We start from the raw sequence: 21,512 nt of genomic DNA on the forward strand, positions 1-21,512 counted from the left end.
ACTGTAATTCCCATACGATGCCACTGTTTAATTTGCTGAATATTTCGACCGGTTTACCCCATGTGTGGACATCCGCCATCCTCGGAAAAATCGGCCCGGCGTGCATCAAGGTGCTCAGGATGGACGAGATGTCGTATGCCGAGGAAATACACGACTACAACGAAGCACTATTGGTCGTCAGCGGCCGCATGCTGCTGGAGGTCGCGGGCGAGACGGTCGTCGTCGATGCCGGCGAGCTGTATATCGCCGAAGCCGGCGTTGCCCACGCGGTGCTGCCCGGCAGCGACGGCTGCCTGGTGATTGTCGACGTCTGATCCGCGCTGTCGATGCCGACGCACTCTCCGTCGCTGAATCCGAGGGATAAAAAAGCCCGGTTTCCCGGGCTTTTTTACGTCATCGGCTGGTGATGATGTTGGATATCAGAACGCAGGAACGACGGCGCCTTTGTACTTCTCCTCGATGAATTTCTTCACTTCGGGCGAATTCAGCGCGGCCGCCAGTTTCTTGAATGCAGCGCTGTCCTTGTTGTCTTCGCGCGCCACCAGCAGGTTGGCATACGGCGAATTGGCATCTTCGATGAACAGCGAATCCTTGACCGGATTGAGCTTGGCTTCGATGGCGTAGTTGGTGTTGATCAGCGCCACGTCAACCTGGTTCAGCACGCGCGGCAAGGTCGCGGCTTCCAAGGCGCGGAATTTCAGCTTCTTCGGATTGTCGGTGATGTCTTTTTGCGTGGAAGAGATATTGCTGGTGTCCTTCAACTTGATCAGGCCGTTGCGCGCCAGCAGCAGCAAGGCGCGGCCGGAATTCGACGGATCGTTCGGAATGGCGATGGTGGCGCCGTCCGGGATGTCCGCGGTCTTCTTGTATTTCAGGGAATACGCCGCGAACGGTTCCACGTGCACCTTGGTGACCGGCACTTCGATGTCGTTCTTGTGGCTCTTCTTGAACTCATTGAGGTAAGGCTGATGCAGGAAGAAATTGCCGTCGACCTGCTTTTCATTGGTTTGCGCGGCCGGCTGGACGTAGTCGGTGAACACCTTCACCTGCAGGTCGACGCCTTCCTTGGCCAGCGTCGGTTTGAGGAATTCCAGGATTTCGGCATGCGGGACCGGCGTTGCGGCGATCACCAGCTTGTCGGCTGCCTGAGCCCCGCTGATGGCGAGGTAAGACAACGATGCTGCGAGCAGAAGGGATAATTTGCGGGACATGTGAGACTCCTTTTTTATTTACGTGTGAAATGCAGGACCAGGCGATCGCCGAAGAACTGCAGTAACTGCACCAGTACCACCAGGACCGCGACGGTGACGATCATCACCTCGGTCTGGAATCGTTGATAGCCGAAGCGAATGGCAAGGTCGCCCAGGCCGCCGCCGCCGATCACCCCCGACATGGAGGCATAGGACATCAGCGTGATGGCGGTGATCGTGACGGCCGCCAGCAAGCCCGGCAGCGCCTCCGGCAGCAAGGCGCCGAAGATGATCTGATGCGTTCTTGCCCCCATGGCCTGACAGGCTTCGATCACGCCGCGGTCGATTTCGCGCAGGACGTTTTCAACCAGGCGGGCAAAAAACGGCGCGGTGCCGATCACCAGCGGCGGGATCGCTCCTTCGACGCCGAGCGAGGTACCGACCAGCACCAGCGTCACTGGAATCAGCACGATCAGCAGGATCAGGAAAGGCACCGAACGCAGCACGTTGATCACAAACGACAGCACGACGTAGACGCCACGCTGCGGAAGCAACTGCCGGCGCGCCGTGATGAACAGCAATATCCCCAGCGGCAGGCCGATCAGGACGGTGAAGAACAGCGATGCGCCGGTCATGACCAGCGTTTCCAGCGTGGCCTGCCAGACGTCGCTCCAGTCGACGACGGAAAAATCGATCATGACAGCACCTCGTGATGGATCCGATACCGGTCGAAATGCGCAAACACGCGACGGATGTCTTCCTCGCTGCCGTTGAGCTCCACCAGCAGCTGCCCGTATGGCGTGTCCTTGATGCGCGAGATCGTGCCTTGCAGGATCGTGATCAGGGCCTGCGTGGCGGCCGTGATATTGGTCAGGATCGGCTGGTAGGTGATGTCCCCGACGAAGGTCAGGCGCACCAGCTTGCCTTTGAACTGATCGGGTTGAAGGCCGGATTCATTGTCGAAGGTATGGCTCTCGGCAACCAGTTTCTGCGTCACCGGATGTTGCGGATGCAGGAATACCTCGGCCACCTTGCCGCTCTCGACGATGCGGGCGTCGTCGATGACGGCGACGCGGTCGCAGATGGTGCGGATGATTTGCATCTCGTGCGTAATCAGGACAATCGTCAGGCCGAGTTTGCGGTTGATGTCCAGCAGCAGCCGCAGGATGGCTTGCGTGGTTTCCGGATCGAGCGCGGAAGTCGCCTCGTCGCACAAGAGCAGATGCGGATAGTTGGCGAGCGCGCGGGCGATGCCGACGCGCTGCTTTTGTCCGCCCGACAGCTGGGAGGGATACTTGTCGCGATGATCGCTCAGACCGACCAGCTCCAGCAGTTCCGCCACGCGCTGGCGACGTTGCCCTGGCGTGTATTTTCCGGTGACCTTCAGCGGCCAGTCGATGTTGGCGGCGACGGTCTTGGCGTTGAGCAGGTTGAAATGCTGGAAGATCATGCCGACGCGCTGACGCAGCTTGTGCAGATCGGCGCTGTCGAATTGCGTGATGTCTTCGTCTTCAATGAAGATGCGTCCCGAGGTCGGACGCTCGAGCAGGTTCAACGTACGGATCAGCGTACTTTTTCCTGCGCCGGAACGACCGATGACGCCAAAGACTTCGCCTGCCTCGATCTGCAGGTTGATATCGGTCAGCGCTGTGATGTCCCGGTTGGCAACTTGATAGGTTTTATGGAGATGCTCGATGCGAATCACGGGATGACGGAGTGAATGGATGAATAAGATGAACGCAGTCTAGCAGCGCGAAAATGGTGCGTGAACGCATAAATACGCCGATGCATATTTGGTTTTGTAATAACCGTACGCCGAAAAACATCCTCCGCCCGGGCAGCACGCCATGCACATCCCGAAGCAAAGGAACGGGCGCCGCGAGCGGCGTGGCGCAACAGCGAAACGTGGCGGATACGCCGGCTATCCGGCAACCCTGAACGCGCTCAGCTCATCGTGCCGGCATTGCCCGATCAGGGCCGTCTCCCACGCCAGGTATTGTTCGGCGGCTGCGCGATTGCCTTCATGCCGGTCGTGCACGAAGAAGAGATAGTCGATGCGGTCGGCGTCGACCGGCAGCGCGCCGTAACTCCTGACCGGAAAACCTGCCGCCTTCAATGCCGTCAAACCTTCCGCCCACTCGATCCGCGGCACGCCGGCTTCACGCAGATCCTGCGCCGCCAAAGCCGCGACCGCTGCCGATTCTGCAATCAATATCGCCGTGGCCGGCAGGGATGGCAAGGACGCCAGGCGCGGCCGGATGGACCAGTGCGAGCCGGCGATATGCTCGCGCCTGAAAGCAGCGCTTGAACGGATGTCGATCAACAGTGCCGTGCCCTGCTCCAGTTGCCGGGCGACGTCGGCGGTGTCGGCCAATGCTATCGAGGACTGCACCGGGCTTGCTGCGGGCAACTGCAAGGCCGTTGCGATGCCGGACTCCAGCACCGCAACCTCGAATCCCAACTGATATAACCAGCTGGCGACCACGTTGGCGCGAACTTGTTCGTGATCGAGCAGGATCAGGCGGCTGTTGCGCACGCCCAGATACTGGTCGGTGGCCTGGATCAGTTGCCCGCCCGGAGCATGCACGGCACCTGGCAATGTCTTGTCGGCGAACTCGCTTTCGGTACGGACATCGAAGACAAACGTGGTCCGCGCGCCGTCGTCTACCCACGCCTGCGCCTGCTCACGCGTGAGGACCGGGATGGCGAAACGGCGACGCAGCAGCTCTGCGGCATCGCGCTCTTGCGACAGATCTTCCGGCGCCGCGTCGGGATAACGCTTGTTGCTGTCGTGCTCCAGCTGCAATCCGGCCAGATACCAGCCCTGCGTGCCGTTTTCCAGGGCGACGACGGGATTCGGCAGGTTCAGGTTGCGCAAGGTTTGCGCGCCCAAAATGCTGCGCGTGCGACCGGCGCAATTGATCACGATCGGCGTTTCTTCATCGTCCACCAGCGTGCGTATCCGATAGGCCAGCTCGCCGTTGGGGCAGCTCACCGAACCGGGAATGGTCATTTTGCGATGTTCTTCGACGGTACGCCCGTCCAGCAGCGCAAACTTCTTGCCCGCCTTGCTCCAGGCGTGCAATTCATCCGCGCCGATGTGCGGCGTGGCGTAAGCGTGCTCCACCAGTTCGCCGAAAGTCTTGGATGGCACGTTGACGCCTTTGAACACGGTGTACCCTGCCTCCGCCCAAGCCTCGATGCCGCCTGCCAAAACGTGAACGCGGGTATAGCCCAGTCCTTCCAGGCGACGCGCGGCCGTCCCCGACAAAACATCGCCATCGTCGATCAGCACCAGGCGCACATCCTTGCGCGGCGCCAGTCTGAGCACGTCGATTTCAAGCCGGCTGTACGGCAGCGGCACCGCGAAAAACAAATGTCCCTCGCCGAACTGCCCTGCTTCGCGAATATCGAAGAGTGCGATTTCCTGTTTATCCTGAAGCCATTGCTGGAGGATGCCGGGGTCTATGCTTGCTGACATGGTAGAGGTAAGTGAAGGTGGCGGTTGAACGTAATGATACTTAGCGGAAGACGGTGCGAAACGCCTGATCCAGATCGGCGATCAGATCGCGCACGTCTTCCAGTCCGACATGCAGGCGCACGACGGGCTTGTTTTCTGCAAGATAACTGTGCTCGGCCAGACGCGCCGGCGCGGCGATCTGCACCAGGCTTTCATAGCCGCCCCAGGAAGCGCCGATGGCGTAGAGCTTGAGGGCATCCACGAATGCCCGCGCCTTCTCGCGCTCCTCTTCCCGGAAGGAAAACGACAGCAGGCCGTTGGCGCCGGAAAAATCGCGGCGCCACAATGCATGGCCGGGGTCGCCGGCCAGCGCCGGATAGAATACGCGTTGCACTTGCGCATGATCCTGCAGATAGTGCGCGACCTGCAAGGCATTGGCCTGATGCTGCGCCAGCCGGACCGGCAAGGTGCGCAGACCGCGCAAGGACAGATAGGCGTCGTCGGCACTGATCGTCAATCCCAGATTGTCGTAGGTTCTGGCGATGCAAGCGGCCAGCGCGGCGTCTTCCACTACTACCGCCCCCTGCATCACGTCGGAATGCCCGGAGATGTACTTGGTCGCCGCCAGCACCGAAACATGGGCCCCGAGTTGCAGCGGCCTGTAAAGATAACCGGAGCCCCAGGTATTGTCGGCAGCCAGGATCAGATCATGCCGCTGCGCGATCTCAGCCAGCCTGGGCAGGTCGAGCACTTCGTACAGCAGCGAGCTCGGCGACTCCACGTACAGCAATCGGGTATTGGACCGGATATGCTCCTCGACATGCGACGCGCCGGGCGAGAAATAGCTCAGTTCGATGCCGAGCCGCTGCAGTACTTGCTGATCAAGACGCCGCAACGGTGCGTAGACGCTGTCCGACACCAGCGCATGATCGCCGGGCGACAGCAACGCCAGGAAAGTCAGGGAAATCGCCGACAAACCGGACGGCGTCAGGAAAGTCCGCGTTCCGCCTTCGAGCGCATTGATGGCGTCTTCCAACGCGCGGTGCGTTTCCATGCCATGCCGCCCGTAGGAGGTGACGGCCTCGCCGGCGGCGCGCCGGTGATGGAGGTCGTCGTAGGCATCGGTGCTGTCGAAGCGAACCGTGCTGGTGCGCACGACCGGCACGTTGACCGGCGCAATCCTGCCGTGAAACCGCGGCGACCCGGCGTGGATCAGTTGCGTGCGTAGTTGCTTGTGCAAATGCTTGCTCATGCGACCCTCAAGCCGCCTTCTCTTTTTGATTGAAGAAGGTCTTGTTGTAGTTGACGATGCGCCCTGTATCCGGCTCGATGCCGATGCGGCCGGACAAGGTGTCGAGCGGCCGTCCGTACAGATGGAAGTGCAGCGTCGGCTGATCGCCCTGTACGTGGATGCTGTGCAGATCGTCCGGCAGGAAACTGATGGAGGTGCCCGGCTGCACGGTCAGCTCGCGCGTCAGGGAAATTTTCGCCTGTTCCGGATTGGAGCCGTCGTCGTCGCGCCGGTACAGGCGATTCAGCTCTTCTCCCTTGATCGCCACGATCACCGCCCAGGTATCGTGATTATGCGGAATCGTGGTTTTTCCGGGGATGATGGAATTGAGGTAGAGCGCGATGTCGTCCTTGTCGGTGTCCTTGTCGGTGTCCTTATTGGCGTATTCCTCCGCGCCTTCGCGGTTCAGGTAGTAACGCGTCGAGGTCTTGCCACTGGCCGCGTCTGGCGGCGGGAAGTCGGCGAAGCTGAACAGGTCTTCGCGCTGCGCCAGCTTCTGCAACACCGCGGTAATGGCTTGCAGGGATTCGCGCGTGACGCCGCGGCTGTTTTCGATGTGGCGGATTTCCGCCAGGGTCGCGGCCACTGCCGCTGTTCTCGTTGCCTTGTTTGTCATGATCCGTCCTTTGCCGTCGGGTAAGAAAATCAATGTCAGACCGAAAATTTCAACCGGTCGAAACTGATGGGAGAAAACGTGTTCCTGGCCTGGCGCCTGCCGTCGCTTTCGCCATTCAGGGCGCGCGTGAGGAAGCTCCTGGTGCGCTCGCTGTCGGGATCGCTGAAGATCTTGTGCGCCGCACCGCGTTCGACGATCAGGCCGGCTTCGGTGAAATACACTTCATCGCTGACCTCTTCCGCAAAACGCATCTCATGCGTCACCAGCACGCAAGTCATGCCGTCCTCCACCAGCTCGCGAATCACGGTCAGGACTTCGCCGACGGTCTCGGGATCGAGCGCGGAAGTCACTTCGTCGAACAGGATCAGTTCGGGCCGCATCGCCAGCGCACGCGCAATCGCAACGCGCTGCTGCTGGCCGCCCGACAACTCGCCGGGATAGGCGGACGCCTTGCCGCCCAGCTTGACGCGTTCGAGCAGATCATGCGCATCGCGGTGCGCGGCGGCCTTGTCTTTTCCGAGGATGCGGGTCGGCGCGATGACCAGGTTTTCCAGCACCGTCAGGTGCGGAAACAGATTGTATTGCTGGAACACGAAACCGACGCGCTTGCGCAGCGCGATCAGTTCGTTCTCGGACTTCAGCGCACGCACATCGGTGCCGTCGAGGAAAATGTCGCCGCTTTGCGGTTTCAGCAGGCCGGTGATGCAGCGCAGGATGGTGGATTTTCCGGAACCGGACGGACCGATGATGGAAACGGCCTGGCCGCGGCGAACTTCCAGATCGATCCCCTTGAGCACGGCATTGCGGCCGAACGCCAGATGCACGTCGCGCAGTTCGACCAGCACGTTTCCGGCATCCGGCCTGGATTCAGATAAAGGCATATTTTCTTTCCAGATGGTGCGTGAAGCGAGAGATCGGATAGCAGTAAACAAAGAACAGCAGCAAGGTCGTGAAATAGATCGCGACCGTAAAGTCCACCCGGTTCACCGTCGTGCTGGCGATCTGGGCGGTGTCCAGCAGATCGTGCACGCCCACCAGCGAGGCCAGCGCCGTGCCCATCGTGATGCTGGCGTACAGGTTCATCCAGGGCGGCAGCATGCGGCGCAGGCATTGCGGCAGAATGATCCAGCGCAACAGCTGGGTGCGGCGGAACGCCAATGAACTGGCGGCCTCCCACTGCGCGGCCGGAATCGACAGGATCGCGCCGCGGAAAATCTCGGCGACGTTGGCGCTGGCCGGCAATGCCAGCCCCAGCGTGACCTTGATCCAGTCCGGAAACGCCACATAGTGCGCGCCGAGATGCAGCTCGAACGGAAAGACGTAGGTCGAGAAGTAGATCAGGATCAGCATCGGCGCGTTGCGGAAGGTCTGCACGTACCAGTGCGTGAGCACTCTCACGACGCGCAGCGACGACAACTGCAATGCACCGATGACCAGGCCCGCAAGCGTGCCGATGGCGATGGCCAGCACGCTGATCTGGACGTTGGCCAGCATGCCTCGCAGCAAGGCCGGCGACCAGGTAATCAGGTACCCGACTACCGGCGCCTGCCATACGGCGGCCAAATGTATGAATGCCGCAACCGCAACGACGATGACTGCCGCCGGCAATATCCGCCGGGCCCGGTTTCGCTGTACGGGCTGCAGCAAGGGCAACGCCTCGCCGGCATGCATGTTTTGCGCGCTATCCGCCATAACCCGGCATCCTCAGGTGTTGTTCCAGACGGCGCCCGGCGAGATTGACAAGATAGGTCAGCAGGCCGAAGAAAAGCAGCATCAGCAGCATCAGTTCCAGCACGTTGTCGCGCTGGGTCCAGATCATGATGGACTGGTAGGTTACATCGCCGACTGCGATGGCCGAGGCTACGGTGGTCATCTTGACGAGGTCCACGAGATTGTTGATGAGGCTGGGAAGCGCAAAGCGAAGCGCCAGCGGCAATTGCACCAGCAGCAATTGCCGGCGCCGGCCGAACCCCAGCGAAGACGCCGCTTCCAGCGTCACGGCCGGCACCGCCTGGATGCCGGCGCGCAAGGACTCCGCGTGAAAAGCGCCCTTATGCAGGGAGATCACCGCCACCACCCAGATGAACGGCGTGAGCGGATTGCCACCGGTCGATTTGAGGGCCTGGGTGATCAGCATGTTCAGCACCAGGAAGGCGCAATAGAGCTGGACCAGCGTCGGCGTGTTGCGCGTCACCTCCACAAATGCTCGCGCCCCGAACGCAATCCATCCGCGGCGCGACACCAGCATCGCCGCCAGCACGAATCCCGCCAGCAAGCTGAAGACGATGGTCGCAACCGACAGTTGTACGGTCACGACCAGGCCGTGCAGGAACGACGCGCGTTCGTTTGCGGCGAGCAGGAAATCATAGTTCAGACCGATGCGTTTCAAGGCCGCGACGATGTTGCTCAACAGCTGTTCCATCATGTGCGCGCGGCCGGATCAGCTTTTCTTGAACTTGTCATGCAGTTCGACCAGCGCCGACGACGCCGGCGTGATGTTGAGCTTTTTTTCCGTGGTGATCAACCAGCCGCTTTTGTGCCAGCCCTGGATGATCTTGTCGATGGCGGCAACGGTATCCTGCTCGCCCTTGCGCGCCCACACCACCGAGTTGCCGGGAATGAGTTCAGGTGCGAGCGTGCGATAGTTCTTCCATTCCGGATTGCTGTTGGCGAGCGGGTACAGCAAGGTCGCATCGTGCACCGCCGCCACGCAGTTGCTGCCGCGCAGCGCCAGCAGGGATTCTGCGGAACTCTTGAATCCCTTCACGGTTGCGCCGTAATCCGCGGTCAGCGGCTTGGCGTAGTTGCTGCCTTGCGAGAGGCAGACTTCCTTGCCGCGCAGATCTTCCCAGCGCTGGATGCCGCTGTCTTTAGGCACGATGGCGACGCCGCCCACCTTATAGAACGGCGTGGGGGCAAACGACAGGATTTCATTGCGTTCCGGGGTCCATTCCATGCCGGCGATCAAGATGTCGACTTTGCCTTGCTGTAAAAGCTGTACGCGGTTCGAGGGCTGCACTTGTACGGTTTCCAGCTCGACACCCAACTTCCTTGCGATGTCCTGCGCCAGCTCCACGTTCCAGCCCAACGGTTTTTGATTGGACGGATCGATCGAGCCGAAAGGACCTCCCGAAAGCATGACGCCGACCACGATCTTGTGCCGTTGCCTGATCTTGTCCAGCGTGGCGTCGGCATGCGCCGTGCCTGCCAGAACACCCGTTGCAGCGAACACCGCCGCTGCGCGTGCAACGGCATGGAAAGATGGAAGGAACGAGGTGACGACGGTTCGGCTGGTTGTCTTTTTTGTCATTTGCAAGGGCATGTTTTTTCAGTGTTCAAATCCGCTTGAGCACGGATTCGCCTACTTTAAAGACCAAGGCCATTGTCGTGGAACGAATAAAAAACCATATCAATATGCGCTTTGTGCACTTGCTTTGCGCATGCCGCTATTTTGCGGACCGGATACGCCGGCATTCCATATTTGATTTTCAACTTTAAGAACTCGTTTTTATTCGTTTTATTTCAAATTAACGGATCGTACATTCGTATCCACGGCTTGTTGTTGTCTATCGCCACCAAAATGACCGCAATTCCGTACCGTCAGAACAATCATCGAGGTCTTCTTATGTCCGCAGCCAACGCATTTGCATCCGCAGTTACATCCGCCGTTACCCCTTCACTCCCGTCGGCCCTGCCGCAGGAACTCGCATCGATCAAGGCGCATGCCGAATCCGCCGGCCAGCCGTTCGCCGGGGGTGTCGCTCCGGCCCTGGCCTGGCAGCTTTTTTCCGAGCACAAGGTATTGCTGGTGGACGTGCGTTCGAACGAAGAGCGCAAGTTCGTCGGCCACGTCCCGGACAGCGTCCATGTGCCTTGGGCGACCGGCACCGCGCTCACGCGCAACCCGCGCTTCGTGCGCGAGCTGGAAAGCAAGATCGGCGGCAAGGACGTCGTCGCGCTGCTGCTGTGCCGCAGCGGCAAGCGTTCCGCGCTGGCGGCCGAAGCGGCAACCAAGGCGGGTTTCACCTGTATTTTCAATGTGCTGGAAGGTTTCGAGGGCGAAATCGATGCACGGCAACAGCGCGGCAAGGCCGACGGCTGGCGCTTCCACGGCTTGCCGTGGGTTCAGGATTAAGTGCTTTCCCGACACGACCGCCTGTTTGCAACGGACCTCTTGGCTTGAGAACACCGGCAGCATGATCGGCACCACCGTTTTTGCATAAAGGAATCCTGTGGCAACTTTTGACATCACCAACATCGTGCAATCCTTGCACGAGGCGCGTCACAGCTGGCGCCAGGCGCAACGCCGCGCCAGCGAACCGGGCGGACGCGAGTTTCCTTCACGCGATGCGCTCGCGGCCATCGTCGAGAGCCTGAAGGGCGTACTCTTTCCCATGCGCCTGGGACCGCCGGACCTGCGCCAGGAAAGCGAAGACTTCCATGTCGCGCATGCGCTTGACGCCGCGTTGCACTCCCTGTTGAAACAAGTTCATCTGGAGCTGAAGTACAGCGCCGGACTGCACGGTGCAACAGACCGCAATATCGACGAAGACGCACTGGCCGCGACCAGGACCTTCGGCGCCGCCCTGCCGACGATACGCACCCTGCTCGACAGCGACGTGCTGGCCGCGTACCAGGGCGACCCTGCCGCGCGCAGCGTCGACGAGGTCTTGCTGTGCTATCCCGGCGTGCTGGCGATGATTCACTATCGCCTGGGACATCAGCTCTACGCTCTCGGCCTCCCTCTGCTCGCACGCATCGTCGCGGAACTCGCGCACGGCGCCACCGGCATCGACATCCATCCCGGCGCCAGGATCGGCGCCGGCTTCTTCATCGACCATGGCACCGGCGTCGTCATCGGCGAGACCGCCGTCATCGGCGAACGCGTGCGGGTCTATCAGGCGGTGACGCTGGGCGCCAAACGCTTCCCGACCGATGCCGAAGGCAACCTGCAAAAAGGACTGCCGCGTCATCCGGTGGTGGAAGACGATGTCGTGATCTATGCGGGCGCGACCATTCTCGGCCGCATCACGCTCGGCAAGGGCGCGGTCATCGGCGGCAATGTCTGGCTCACGCATGACGTCCCGCCGGGCGGCCGGATCGCCCAGGCCGAATCGCGCGAAGGCGCCTTCGCCAACAGCATCGGCGCAAGCTGACGATGTATGACTAATGCGATAAGGAATGCCTGACATGAGCGAGAAGAATTATTCCAGGAAATCGCCCTTGAGCGAGTCGAAACTCCCTTTGTCCGAAGGCGGCGACGGCGTCGCCAGCGCGCTGGTGCAAAGTTTCGGCATCGGTGTAAGACAGCTGCGCGAAGCGCAAGGATGGTCGCAAGAGCGGTTGGCCGAGAACTCGAACCTGAACCGTTCCTACATCGGCGAAATAGAACGCGGTTGCGCCATCGCCTCGCTGGTTACCGTGGAGAAACTGGCGTCCGCGCTGAAACTGACGCCGTCCGCGCTGGTCACTCGCGGAGAGGCAATCAGCCAAATGAATCTGGTGCGCGGCATCAAGTTGATGGCTATAGCATGTTGAGCCGACAAGGCTGAACCGCCACACTTTGCCGGTCGTTTTTCAGTCTCACTTTTTTAACCCCACATGAATTGGAGTCACGATGTCGGCAACAGTTGGCGGTACCACCGCGCTTGGCGATAACGCAGCAAGGCAACTAGCAAACGCAACCAAAACCGTACCTCAGCTGGAAACCATCAGCCCACGCTGGCTGACGCATCTGTTGCAATGGGTGCCTGTCGAAGCCGGTATCTATCGGCTCAACAAGGTCAAGAATCCGGAGTCGATCAAGGTCACCTGCACCGCGCGCGAAGAAGAAAACCAGCTGCCGCGCACTTTCGTCGACTACGAAGAAAATCCGCGCGAGTATTACCTCAATGCGGTGTCGACCGTGCTCGACGTGCACACCCGCGTGTCCGACCTGTACAGCAGCCCGCACGACCAGATCAAGGAACAGCTGCGCCTGACCATCGAGACCATCAAGGAAAATCAGGAAAGCGAACTGATCAACAATCCCGACTACGGCCTGCTGGCGCAAGTCACGGACGAACAGCGCATCTTCCCGCTGACCGGCGCGCCGACGCCTGACGATCTCGACGAGCTGCTGACCAAGGTCTGGAAGGAACCCGCCTTCTTCCTGACCCATCCGCTGGCGATTGCCGCCTTCGGCCGCGAAGCGACCCGCCGCGGTACGCCGCCGCCGACCGTCAGCCTGTTCGGTTCGCAATTCATCACCTGGCGCGGTATTCCGCTGATCCCTTCGGACAAGGTACCGGTTGCCGACGGCAAGAGCAAGATCCTGCTGCTGCGCGTGGGCGACAAGCGCCAGGGCGTGGTCGGTCTGTTCCAGCCGGGTCTGCCGGGTGAGCAAAGCCCGGGCTTGTCGGTGCGCTTCATGGGCATCAACAACCATGCGATTTCGTCGTACCTGATCTCGCTGTACTGCTCGCTCGCGGTGTTGACCACCGATGCGCTGGCGGTGCTCGACGACGTCGAAATCGGCAAGTACCACGACTATCCCGACACCTACAAATAAGCCGCGACGTGAGCCTACTTTCGCCCTCCACCTCCCTGCCGGCGAGTCAGCCCGCCGGCGTTCCAGAACCGTCCGGCGCGCCGTTCGATCCGGCCGTGCTGGCGCGCCTGGCGACCGAGTTCTTTGCTGCGCCGCCAGCCCCGCCGTTTGCGCCGCATGGCGTGCAGGCGCCCGGCAATATCGCGCCGCCGGGTTCACCACTGGTGAGTCCGGCAGGTTTCGGCCCCAGCGTTCCCGGCACGCCGATTCCGCAAGGGCAGATTCCCGGCACCAACCTGATACCGGCATCGCCCACGCAGGTGCTGTCGCTGGGCAACCGGGCGCCGGCGCTGGCCCCGGTTGCGCCGGCCGGCAACGGCGTTCCGGACAAGATCCTCAGCGCCATACCGGCTTATGAGCCGCGTACCAGTGGCGCCTTGCTGGGCGTGCCGGAATCGGTGGGCGACACGCGGCCGCAAACCGGTGCATCGCCATATTATTTTCTAAGCGATGCCTATGGCCAGCCCGGCGCAATCCCCGCATCGACGGCGACGCCGGATGCACACCTGCCCGCGCCGTCGATCCCGGAACATCGCAGCCTGACCGCGCCGCCGGCTACCGGGATTCCCGGTGCCGCGTCGTCTGCATCGTCGCCGGCGCAATCACCCTCGCCATCCACGACGCCGCAGTATTACTTCGTCGATTCGGTGGTGCTGCCCAGCGGCTACGTCACGCCGGCCAAGGCACAACCGCACGCGACAGTGCCGCTGGCCGGCGGCGATCGTCATCCGCCGTTCGACGTGCATGCGGTGCGGCGCGACTTTCCGATTCTGCAGGAGCGCGTCAACGGCCGCCAACTGGTCTGGTTCGATAACGCGGCAACGACGCACAAGCCGCAGTCCGTGATCGACCGCATCAGCCATTTCTACGAGCACGAAAACTCGAACATCCACCGCGCCGCGCATGAACTGGCCGCGCGCGCCACCGATGCTTACGAAGGTGCGCGTGAGCGGGTGCGGCGCTTCATCAATGCGCCTGACGTCAACGAAGTCATTTTCGTCCGGGGCACCACCGAAGCCATCAACCTGGTGGCCAAGAGCTGGGGCGCGCAGCATGTCGGCGAAGGCGACGAGATCATCGTGTCGAATCTCGAACATCACGCCAACATCGTGCCGTGGCAACAGCTGGCCGCCGCCAAGGGCGCGAAGCTGCGCGTGATTCCGGTGGACGATTCGGGCCAGGTGTTGCTGGACGAGTATCGCAAGCTGCTCAACGATCGCACCAAAATCGTCGCCATCACGCAGGTCTCCAATGCGCTCGGCACCGTCACGCCGGTCAAGGAAATCGTGGAGCTGGCCCATCGCGCCGGCGCCAAGGCGCTGGTCGACGGTGCGCAGTCGGTGTCGCACATGCGCGTCGACGTGCAGGATCTGGGCGCGGACTTCTTCGTCTTCTCGGGCCACAAGGTGTTCGGTCCGACCGGCATCGGCGTGGTCTGGGGCAAACGCGAGGTACTCGAAGACATGCCGCCGTGGCAAGGCGGCGGCAACATGATCGCCGACGTGACGTTCGAGAAGACGGTGTTCCAGCCGATTCCCAACAAGTTTGAAGCAGGCACGGGCAACATCGCCGACGCGGTGGGATTGGGCGCCGCCATCGACTACGTCCACAAGATCGGCATCGAAAACATCGCCCGCTATGAGCATGACCTGCTGGTCTACGGCATGCAGCAGCTGCGCGAAATCAAGGGCGTGCGCCTGATCGGCACCGCCGACGACAAGGCCAGCGTGATGTCCTTCGTGCTGGCCGGCTACAGCACCGAGGAAGTCGGCCATGCGCTCAATGAAGAAAGCATCGCCGTGCGCACCGGCCATCATTGCGCCCAGCCGATTCTGCGCCGCTTCGGCGTTGAAACGACGGTGCGGCCGTCACTGGCTTTTTACAATACCTTCGACGAAATCGACCGTCTTGCGACGGTCGTCAGAAGGCTCGCCTCGCAACGGCGAGCAGGCTAGACGAGCAATCTGAAGTCTGTTGTCGACGCGGTCATGTCCCAAGGCATGACCGCGTTTTTTTACGTCTCGAATAGCGTTCGGTTAAGTCCACCTCTGTGTTTAGCCGTCGTCCCGGCGAAAGTCAGGACGACAGCAACACCTAGCATGCCGTGAGGCAGACCAGCTTCACGCTTAACTGACAGGCATTGCAAACCAGGCCGGCAGTTTTTCCGTTGACTCATCTGCCGTCCCCACCCCCGCCAGCGCATCCGTGCGCGCATCCATCGCATATGCATAGCCGGAAATATTCGTATTGCCGCGCAAACGCGACTTTTATACTCGGACGACTATCCACTTCGTCATCCATAAAATGAAAAAAACTCTGCACGCTCTGGTATTCAGTTTACTCGCCACATCCGCCGTCCTGACGGCAAACGCCGTCGCGCAAAACAAGGAAGTCGTCATCGCCTATCAGGACATGGTGGTGCCATGGCGCTACGCGCAAGACGCGCAAACGCTGGAGCAAAAGACCGGCTACAAGGTCACCTTCCGCAAGCTGGCCAGCGGCGCCGACGTGATCCGTGCGCTGGCGTCCGGTTCGGTGCAGATCGGCGAAGCAGGGTCGGCGCCGATTGCGTCGGGCTTGTCGCAAGGACTGGAGATCGAATTGTTCTGGATCCTCGACAACATCAACGACGCGGAAGCGCTGGTGGTGCGCAACGGCAGCAACGTCAAGAACCTGGCCGATCTGAAGGACAAGCGTATCGCGGTGCCCTTCGTTTCCACTTCGCATTTCCATACCCTGCTGGCGCTGGAAAACGCCAAGGTCGATCCGCGCAGCGTGAAGATCCTGAACATGCGTCCGCCTGAGATCGCTGCAGCATGGGAACGCGGCGACATCGACGGCACCTTCATCTGGGATCCGGTGCTGGCCAAGGTCAAGAAGAACGGCCAGGTGCTGATCACCTCCGGCGAGATCGCCAAACAAACCGGCAAAGCGACCTTTGACGGCATCGTCGTGAGCAAGACGTTCGCGCGCCAGAACGATGCCTTCCTGACCGAATTCGTGAAGACGCTGGCCGCGACCGACGACAGCTATCGTCGCAACAAGGCGGCGTGGACTGCGGATTCACCGCAGGTCAAAGCCGTTGCGAAATGGTCCGGCGCGGAAGCCGCGGAAGTGCCTGCCAGCCTGGCTCTGTATGAGTTCCCGACACTGGAACAACAGGCATCGGCCCAATGGCTGGGCGGCGGCGCGGCCAAATCGCTGGCTGCCACTGCCGCGTTCCTGAAAACCCAGGGCACCATCCAGACCGTCTTGCCGGATTACAGCACAGGAGTCAATGCAACATGGGTACGCAAAGCAACAACAGCAGTACGCTGATCCCTCCGGCTGTACGGACGCAAACCGGCGGCCGGCTCGACATACGCCGGCTGTCGGTGCGTTTTGCATCGGCGGCCCGGGACGAGGCGCTGGCCTTGTCCCATGTCGATTTGTCGATCGCGCCGGGAGAATTCGTGGTCGCGCTCGGGCCTTCCGGCTGCGGCAAGACCACCTTGTTGAATTGCCTCGCCGGCTTCGTGCAGGCGTCGCAAGGCGAAGCCTTGCTTGACGACGTGGCGATCACCGGCCCCAGCCCCGAACTGGGCGTGGTGTTTCAGAAACATGCCCTGCTGCCGTGGCTGAACGTGGTCGACAATGTCGCGCTTGGTTTGCGCTTTCGCGGCATCGCGCGCAGCGAACGCAGCGCCGTCGCGCTGGAAAAACTGCGTCTGGTCGGACTGGAGCAATTTGCGCAATCGCCGGTGTATCAATTATCCGGCGGCATGCAGCAGCGCGTCGGCATCGCCCGCGCGCTGGCCAACGATCCGCGCGTGCTGCTGATGGATGAGCCGATGGGCGCGCTCGACGCCTTGACGCGCGAGTCGATACAGGAGCTGCTGGTCAAGGTCTGGCAGCGTACCGGCAAGACCGTTTTCTTCATCACGCACAGTGTCGAGGAGGCGCTCTTCCTCGGTTCGCGCGTGATCGTCATGTCGCCTCGCCCGGGGCGGATCGACCACCAGTTCGAGCTGCCTTTTTCGCGCGACTATCTGGCGTCGGGCGATGCACGCGCGGTCAAGTCGTCGCCGGATTTCATCGCCTGGCGGGAACGTCTGCTGCAACTTGTGCATCATTCTTCCTGATTTTCTGATCGTTCCAAACACCCCAGGGCTCCGGATCATGACTCCTCCTTCCTCGTCGCCTGCTGTTTCCGATACGGTCTGGAACGACACGCCGACGTCTTCCCAACTGCCTGCGGCAACCACGCTGTTGCCAGCCGCCAAAGTGTATCCACGCCCCGGCAGCGGCAAGACGCTGGGCGTCACCGTCACGACCATTGCCATTCTTTTTCTGGCATGGTGGGGCATCACTGCGCAGGCGTGGATTCCGCCGCTGTTCCTGCCGTCGCCGTCGGCGGTGTGGAATGCCGCGGTGCAAGCATGGAACGGCAATGTACAAGGCGGCCTGCCGCTGTGGCAGCACCTTGCATGGAGCCTGCTGCGCGTGTTCGGCGCCTTCGTGCTGGCAGCCGTGACCGCCGTGCCGCTTGGCCTGCTGATGGGCACCAGCAGAATCGTGCGCGGCATCTTAGATCCCTTGCTGGAGTTTTATCGTCCGCTGCCGCCGCTGGCCTACCTGCCGTTGATCGTGATCTGGTTCGGCATCGATGAGACGGCAAAGGTCCTGCTGATCTATCTCGCCTGTTTTGCACCGATCGCCGTCGCCACGCGTGCGGGCGTCACCGGCGTGCTGTCGGAACAATTGCATGCGGCGCTGTCGATGGGTGCCAGCCGCCGGCAACTGTTGCGGCATGTGATTCTGCCGGCGGCGCTACCCGATATCCTGACCGGCCTGCGCATCGCCATCGGCTTCGGCTGGACCACGCTGGTCGCCGCGGAAATGGTGGCGGCCACGGCCGGCGTCGGACAACTGGTGCTGAATGCCTCCAACTTCCTGCGCACCGATATCGTGATCATGGGCATCGTGCTGATCGGCATCGTGGCGTATCTGTTCGATCTGGTCATGCGCCGGCTGGAACACCGGTTGGTGCCGTGGAAGGCGCATCGCTGATCCTGCATGCCGGAGAGGGACAGGCGAAATAATTCGTTCGCCGCCTATTGATGAAATGCGTTTTAGTTTTTTCAACCCATTCACTGAAAGATCCCATGACACAAGCACCTCAATGGAAGTTCGAAACGCTGTCCGTGCATGCCGGTTATGCACCGGATCCAACCACCAAGGCGGTCGCGGTGCCGATTTACCAGACGGTGGCTTTCGCCTTCGACGATACCCAGCACGGCGCCGACCTGTTCGATCTGAAAGTGCAAGGCAATATCTATTCGCGCATCATGAACCCGACCCAGGACGTGCTGGAGAAGCGCGTTGCCGCGCTCGAAGGCGGCATCGCGGCACTGGCGGTGGCGTCGGGCCAGGCGGCCGTGACCTATGCGATACAGACCATCGCCGAAGCCGGCGACAATATCGTCTCGGCGTCGACGCTGTACGGCGGCACCTACAATCTGTTCGCACACACGCTGCCGCAGTTCGGCATCGAGACCCGCTTCGCCGATCCGCGCACGCCGGCTTCTTTTGAACCGCTGATCGACGCGCGCACCAAGGCGGTGTTCATCGAATCCATCGGCAATCCGCTCGGCAACATCACCGACATTGCCGCCATCGCCGAGATTGCGCATCGCCATGGCGTGCCGCTGATCGTCGACAATACCGTCGCCACGCCCTATCTGTTGCGCCCGATCGAACACGGCGCCGATATCGTGGTGCACTCGCTGACGAAATACCTGGGCGGCCACGGCACCACCTTGGGCGGCGCGATTGTCGACTCCGGCAAATTCCCTTGGGCGAAGCACAAGGAGCGCTTCAAACACCTCAACGAACCGGATGTCAGCTACCACGGCGTGGTTTATACCGAAGCGCTCGGCGAGGCCGCCTATATCGGCCGCGCGCGCGTGGTGCCGTTGCGCAATACCGGCGCAGCACTGTCGCCGTTCAACAGTTTCCTGATCCTGCAAGGCATCGAAACGCTGGCCCTGCGCCTGGACAGAATCACCGCCAACGCTTTGTCGGTGGCGCACTATCTGAAGACGCATGCGAAAGTGAACTGGGTCAACTATGCCGGGCTGGAGGATCACCCCGATCATGCGCTGGCGCAAAAATACTTCAAGGGCAAGCCGTCCGGCATCCTGACCTTTGGCGTCAAGGGCGGCCTGGCCGGCGGCGCCAGATTCCAGGATGCGCTGCAATTGTTTACGCGCCTGGTCAATATCGGCGACGCCAAGTCGCTGGCGACGCATCCTGCCTCAACGACGCATCGCCAACTCTCGCCTGCCGAGCTGCTCAAGGCCGGCGTCACCGAAGATACGGTGCGCCTGTCGATCGGCATCGAACATATCGACGACCTGCTCGCCGATCTGGATCAGGCGCTGGCCGCGGTCTGATCGTTGTTGCGGCATGTGCTCCTTCATGGGCGCATGCCGCAGCGCTGGCGAATCGCTGATCACTGATTCGCCGAGACTAGGCAGCCTGTTTCCGAGCCACGTTCTTGACGCGTTCCGCAACCAGTGCGCGCGTACGCGGCAACAATTCGCGACCATAATCGATGACGTCGTCCAGGGGATCGAAGCCGCGGATCAGGAAGTTGGTGACGCCGAGGTCGTAATAATCCAGCAAGGCTTCAGCGACCTGTTCCGGCGTGCCGACCAGCGCGGTGGAGTTGTAGCGCGCACCGGTCTCTCTGGCGATCTCCGTCCACAGGCGTTTGTCCACGCGCGCACCTTGGTCGGCCGCCGCCAGCAAGCGACGTGCGCCCTCGCTTTGCTGCGGGCCGCCTTGTTTCAGATGCTGGCTGGTCACCACCGAAGCGGCGCGCAGGCGTTTGGTTTCCGCCAGAATGCGCTCTGCGCGCGCCCAGGCGGCATCTTCGGTATCGGCCAGGATGGGACGGAACGACACCGAGAAGGCGACATCGCGGCCATGCCGTGCCGCTTCGGCGCGCACGCGGCCGGTCAGGTCGCGCACCTGATCCAGCGACTCGCCCCACAGCGCATAGATATTGGCATGCTTCCCGGCGACGGGAATCGCCGCATCGGATGCGCCTCCGAAGAAGATCGGAATGTGCGGCTGCTGCACCGGCTTGACTTCCGAATAGGCGTTTTCAAAACGGTAGTAAGCGCCTTCATGGTCGAACGGTTTGTCCTCGGTCCAGACGCGCCGCAGAATGTCGAGATATTCATCGGTGCGCGCATAGCGCTGATCGTGATCGAGATAGTCGCCGTCGCGGCGCTGTTCGCTGTCCGAGCCGCCCGAGATGATGTGCACGCCCAGGCGCCCTCCTGTGTGCTGATCCAGCGTGGCGAGCTGGCGCGCGGCCAGCGTCGGCGCGACGAAGCCCGGCCGGTGCGCCAGCATGAGATCGATGCGCTCGGTTGCTGCAGCCGCCTGGGCGATGGTCAGCGTGGCGTCCGGGCCGGTCGAGTGGTAGGGCACCAGCACCCGGTCGAAGCCGGATTGCTCATGCGCCTGGGCAAACCGTCTCAGATAGTCGCGATCAATGGCCGGACCGCTGGGCGGATGAATTTCCGAGTTCTTGTTGCTGGTGATCATGCCGATGAAATTGACGCTCATGGGTAACCTCTCAAAATGTCTGCAGCGATGGAAAAGACTTCAAGCTGTTTCTTGTTCGCGCCCGCTTCATGCCTTCACCAGATAATCCGCAACCCTGACCTTCTGCGGCAGGATCTTGCGCTCGGACAGCCAGTCGGCGGCGGTCTGGAACGAGGTCAGGAATTTGGCATCGCCGGTGCCATGGAACTCCCAGCGGCGCTTGAGCCGGATCAGGGAATCGCGCACTGCATCGGAATAGCCGGCATCCTTTTGCACCAGGATTTCCGCTTCCTGCGTGTTCTGCGTGATCCACAAACCTTCGGCGCGATAAGCGGCATTGACCGCGCGCACGATGTCGAGGTTTTCTTCGGCGAAGCGGCGATGCGTGACGTAAGAGTTGAAGTCAATCAGGAAGTCCAGATCGCGTCCTTCGAAAAAGATGTCATGCGCCTTGTATTCGATGCGCGCGATATCGACCGCCGGACTCCACATCGACCAGGCATCCACCTTGCCTTGCGAAAAAGCCGGGCCGGCATCCGGCGGATTGAGATAGACGAACTTGACCTTGCTGCGGTCGATGCCGTGTTTTTCGAGCGCCGCCACCAGCAGGAACTCACCCAGACCCGAGCGGTTGACCGCCACCGATTTGCCGACCAGGTCCGAGATCTTGTCGATGCCGGAACCATCCTTGGCGATGATCGCCGTGCTGCGCGGCTCGACCACCGCGAACTGCGTGAACGCCAACGGCGAGCCGGCGATCATGGCAG

At 61.5% G+C, this 21,512-nt stretch carries 22 protein-coding genes; 10 read left to right on the forward strand and 12 right to left on the reverse strand.

The genetic code is table 11. The features are described from left to right. The first annotated feature begins 17 nt into the window (after positions 1-17). Complete coding sequence (locus PMI16_RS02290; protein ID WP_007876002.1) at positions 18-314, forward strand: cupin domain-containing protein; 297 nt, start codon at positions 18-20, stop codon at positions 312-314. Positions 315-419: 105 nt separating this feature from the next. Here the strand turns inward: PMI16_RS02290 and PMI16_RS02295 are convergent, their stop codons facing one another. From PMI16_RS02295 to PMI16_RS02340, 10 genes are all read right to left on the reverse strand, one after another. Further along, the gene (locus PMI16_RS02295) at positions 420-1,211 is read right to left on the reverse strand and encodes a MetQ/NlpA family ABC transporter substrate-binding protein (RefSeq protein ID WP_007876004.1); all 792 of its coding nucleotides are present in this window, start codon (positions 1,209-1,211) and stop codon (positions 420-422) included. A gap of 14 nt (positions 1,212-1,225) precedes the next feature. Next, a complete protein-coding gene (locus tag PMI16_RS02300) occupies positions 1,226-1,888 on the reverse strand; it encodes a methionine ABC transporter permease (RefSeq protein WP_007876006.1) in 663 nt (220 codons plus the stop codon). Further along, entirely contained in the window at positions 1,885-2,895 is a 1,011-nt protein-coding gene (locus PMI16_RS02305; protein ID WP_007876007.1) for a methionine ABC transporter ATP-binding protein, read from the reverse strand. Before PMI16_RS02305 ends, PMI16_RS02300 begins: the two co-directional genes overlap by 4 nt. Before the next feature lie 216 nt (positions 2,896-3,111). Beyond that, complete coding sequence (locus tag PMI16_RS02310) at positions 3,112-4,671, reverse strand: rhodanese-like domain-containing protein (protein ID WP_007876009.1); 1,560 nt, start codon at positions 4,669-4,671, stop codon at positions 3,112-3,114. A gap of 40 nt (positions 4,672-4,711) precedes the next feature. Beyond that, on the reverse strand, positions 4,712-5,902 hold the full coding sequence (gene metC / locus PMI16_RS02315) for a cystathionine beta-lyase (RefSeq protein WP_007876012.1): 1,191 nt from the start codon (positions 5,900-5,902) through the stop codon (positions 4,712-4,714). Between the two features lie 7 nt (positions 5,903-5,909). After that, a complete protein-coding gene (locus PMI16_RS02320) occupies positions 5,910-6,557 on the reverse strand; it encodes a cysteine dioxygenase family protein (protein ID WP_007876013.1) in 648 nt (215 codons plus the stop codon). Positions 6,558-6,592: 35 nt separating this feature from the next. Beyond that, positions 6,593-7,438, reverse strand: a complete 846-nt coding sequence (locus PMI16_RS02325) for an amino acid ABC transporter ATP-binding protein (RefSeq protein ID WP_007876014.1) — start codon at positions 7,436-7,438, stop codon at positions 6,593-6,595. Continuing rightward, positions 7,425-8,228: an amino acid ABC transporter permease gene (locus PMI16_RS02330; protein ID WP_443134882.1), complete on the reverse strand. Its 804-nt coding sequence runs from the start codon at positions 8,226-8,228 to the stop codon at positions 7,425-7,427. Before PMI16_RS02330 ends, PMI16_RS02325 begins: the two co-directional genes overlap by 14 nt. 10 nt (positions 8,229-8,238) lie before the next feature. Further along, on the reverse strand, positions 8,239-8,982 hold the full coding sequence (locus PMI16_RS02335; protein ID WP_007876016.1) for an amino acid ABC transporter permease: 744 nt from the start codon (positions 8,980-8,982) through the stop codon (positions 8,239-8,241). Between the two features lie 15 nt (positions 8,983-8,997). Continuing rightward, complete coding sequence (locus tag PMI16_RS02340; RefSeq protein WP_007876017.1) at positions 8,998-9,867, reverse strand: transporter substrate-binding domain-containing protein; 870 nt, start codon at positions 9,865-9,867, stop codon at positions 8,998-9,000. A 315-nt stretch (positions 9,868-10,182) separates the two neighbouring features. Between PMI16_RS02340 and PMI16_RS02345 the strand changes: the two genes are divergently transcribed. From PMI16_RS02345 to PMI16_RS02385, 9 genes are all read left to right on the forward strand, one after another. Further along, on the forward strand, positions 10,183-10,692 hold the full coding sequence (locus PMI16_RS02345) for a rhodanese-like domain-containing protein (protein WP_007876018.1): 510 nt from the start codon (positions 10,183-10,185) through the stop codon (positions 10,690-10,692). A 97-nt stretch (positions 10,693-10,789) separates the two neighbouring features. Further along, complete coding sequence (epsC, locus tag PMI16_RS02350) at positions 10,790-11,713, forward strand: serine O-acetyltransferase EpsC (RefSeq protein WP_007876019.1); 924 nt, start codon at positions 10,790-10,792, stop codon at positions 11,711-11,713. 88 nt (positions 11,714-11,801) lie between these two features. Then, on the forward strand, positions 11,802-12,095 hold the full coding sequence (locus PMI16_RS02355) for a helix-turn-helix domain-containing protein (RefSeq protein ID WP_034378928.1): 294 nt from the start codon (positions 11,802-11,804) through the stop codon (positions 12,093-12,095). 79 nt (positions 12,096-12,174) lie between these two features. Then, the gene (locus PMI16_RS02360) at positions 12,175-13,107 is read left to right on the forward strand and encodes a family 2A encapsulin nanocompartment shell protein (RefSeq protein WP_007876021.1); all 933 of its coding nucleotides are present in this window, start codon (positions 12,175-12,177) and stop codon (positions 13,105-13,107) included. Between the two features lie 8 nt (positions 13,108-13,115). Then, entirely contained in the window at positions 13,116-15,101 is a 1,986-nt protein-coding gene (locus PMI16_RS02365; RefSeq protein ID WP_007876024.1) for a family 2A encapsulin nanocompartment cargo protein cysteine desulfurase, read from the forward strand. A gap of 349 nt (positions 15,102-15,450) precedes the next feature. Beyond that, positions 15,451-16,464 (forward strand): taurine ABC transporter substrate-binding protein, encoded by a 1,014-nt coding sequence (tauA, locus tag PMI16_RS02370; protein WP_007876026.1) that lies wholly within the window; start codon positions 15,451-15,453, stop codon positions 16,462-16,464. Continuing rightward, the gene (locus tag PMI16_RS02375) at positions 16,431-17,267 is read left to right on the forward strand and encodes a taurine ABC transporter ATP-binding protein (protein ID WP_007876028.1); all 837 of its coding nucleotides are present in this window, start codon (positions 16,431-16,433) and stop codon (positions 17,265-17,267) included. The genes tauA and PMI16_RS02375 overlap by 34 nt, the downstream gene beginning before the upstream one ends. Positions 17,268-17,304: 37 nt before the next feature. Next, complete coding sequence (locus tag PMI16_RS02380) at positions 17,305-18,195, forward strand: ABC transporter permease subunit (RefSeq protein WP_007876029.1); 891 nt, start codon at positions 17,305-17,307, stop codon at positions 18,193-18,195. A 95-nt stretch (positions 18,196-18,290) separates the two neighbouring features. Then, positions 18,291-19,580 carry an O-acetylhomoserine aminocarboxypropyltransferase/cysteine synthase family protein gene (locus PMI16_RS02385; RefSeq protein WP_007876030.1) on the forward strand — a complete coding sequence of 430 codons (1,290 nt, stop codon included), beginning with the start codon at positions 18,291-18,293 and terminating at the stop codon, positions 19,578-19,580. A 76-nt stretch (positions 19,581-19,656) separates the two neighbouring features. Here PMI16_RS02385 and PMI16_RS02390 read toward each other — a convergent pair whose 3' ends face one another. Further along, complete coding sequence (locus PMI16_RS02390) at positions 19,657-20,766, reverse strand: LLM class flavin-dependent oxidoreductase (protein WP_007876031.1); 1,110 nt, start codon at positions 20,764-20,766, stop codon at positions 19,657-19,659. Between the two features lie 66 nt (positions 20,767-20,832). Continuing rightward, the coding region (locus PMI16_RS02395; RefSeq protein WP_007876032.1) for an ABC transporter substrate-binding protein at positions 20,833-21,512 on the reverse strand (680 nt) is incomplete at its 5' end.

The organism is Herbaspirillum sp. CF444 (assembly GCF_000282135.1).
Taxonomy (GTDB): domain Bacteria; phylum Pseudomonadota; class Gammaproteobacteria; order Burkholderiales; family Burkholderiaceae_D; genus Herbaspirillum.

Bases quoted from the DNA above. Each gene is read 5' to 3' on its own strand.
- PMI16_RS02290 (WP_007876002.1), top strand. From the start codon at position 18: ATGCCACTGTTTAATTTGCTGAATATTTCGACCGGTTTACCCCATGTG.
- PMI16_RS02295 (WP_007876004.1), bottom strand. From the start codon at position 1,211: ATGTCCCGCAAATTATCCCTTCTGCTCGCAGCATCGTTGTCTTACCTC.
- PMI16_RS02300 (WP_007876006.1), bottom strand. From the start codon at position 1,888: ATGATCGATTTTTCCGTCGTCGACTGGAGCGACGTCTGGCAGGCCACG.
- PMI16_RS02310 (WP_007876009.1), bottom strand. From the start codon at position 4,671: ATGTCAGCAAGCATAGACCCCGGCATCCTCCAGCAATGGCTTCAGGAT.
- metC (WP_007876012.1), bottom strand. From the start codon at position 5,902: ATGAGCAAGCATTTGCACAAGCAACTACGCACGCAACTGATCCACGCC.
- PMI16_RS02320 (WP_007876013.1), bottom strand. From the start codon at position 6,557: ATGACAAACAAGGCAACGAGAACAGCGGCAGTGGCCGCGACCCTGGCG.
- PMI16_RS02325 (WP_007876014.1), bottom strand. From the start codon at position 7,438: ATGCCTTTATCTGAATCCAGGCCGGATGCCGGAAACGTGCTGGTCGAA.
- PMI16_RS02330 (WP_443134882.1), bottom strand. From the start codon at position 8,228: ATGCATGCCGGCGAGGCGTTGCCCTTGCTGCAGCCCGTACAGCGAAAC.
- PMI16_RS02335 (WP_007876016.1), bottom strand. From the start codon at position 8,982: ATGATGGAACAGCTGTTGAGCAACATCGTCGCGGCCTTGAAACGCATC.
- PMI16_RS02340 (WP_007876017.1), bottom strand. From the start codon at position 9,867: ATGACAAAAAAGACAACCAGCCGAACCGTCGTCACCTCGTTCCTTCCA.
- PMI16_RS02345 (WP_007876018.1), top strand. From the start codon at position 10,183: ATGTCCGCAGCCAACGCATTTGCATCCGCAGTTACATCCGCCGTTACC.
- PMI16_RS02360 (WP_007876021.1), top strand. From the start codon at position 12,175: ATGTCGGCAACAGTTGGCGGTACCACCGCGCTTGGCGATAACGCAGCA.
- tauA (WP_007876026.1), top strand. From the start codon at position 15,451: ATGAAAAAAACTCTGCACGCTCTGGTATTCAGTTTACTCGCCACATCC.
- PMI16_RS02375 (WP_007876028.1), top strand. From the start codon at position 16,431: ATGGGTACGCAAAGCAACAACAGCAGTACGCTGATCCCTCCGGCTGTA.
- PMI16_RS02380 (WP_007876029.1), top strand. From the start codon at position 17,305: ATGACTCCTCCTTCCTCGTCGCCTGCTGTTTCCGATACGGTCTGGAAC.
- PMI16_RS02385 (WP_007876030.1), top strand. From the start codon at position 18,291: ATGACACAAGCACCTCAATGGAAGTTCGAAACGCTGTCCGTGCATGCC.
- PMI16_RS02390 (WP_007876031.1), bottom strand. From the start codon at position 20,766: ATGAGCGTCAATTTCATCGGCATGATCACCAGCAACAAGAACTCGGAA.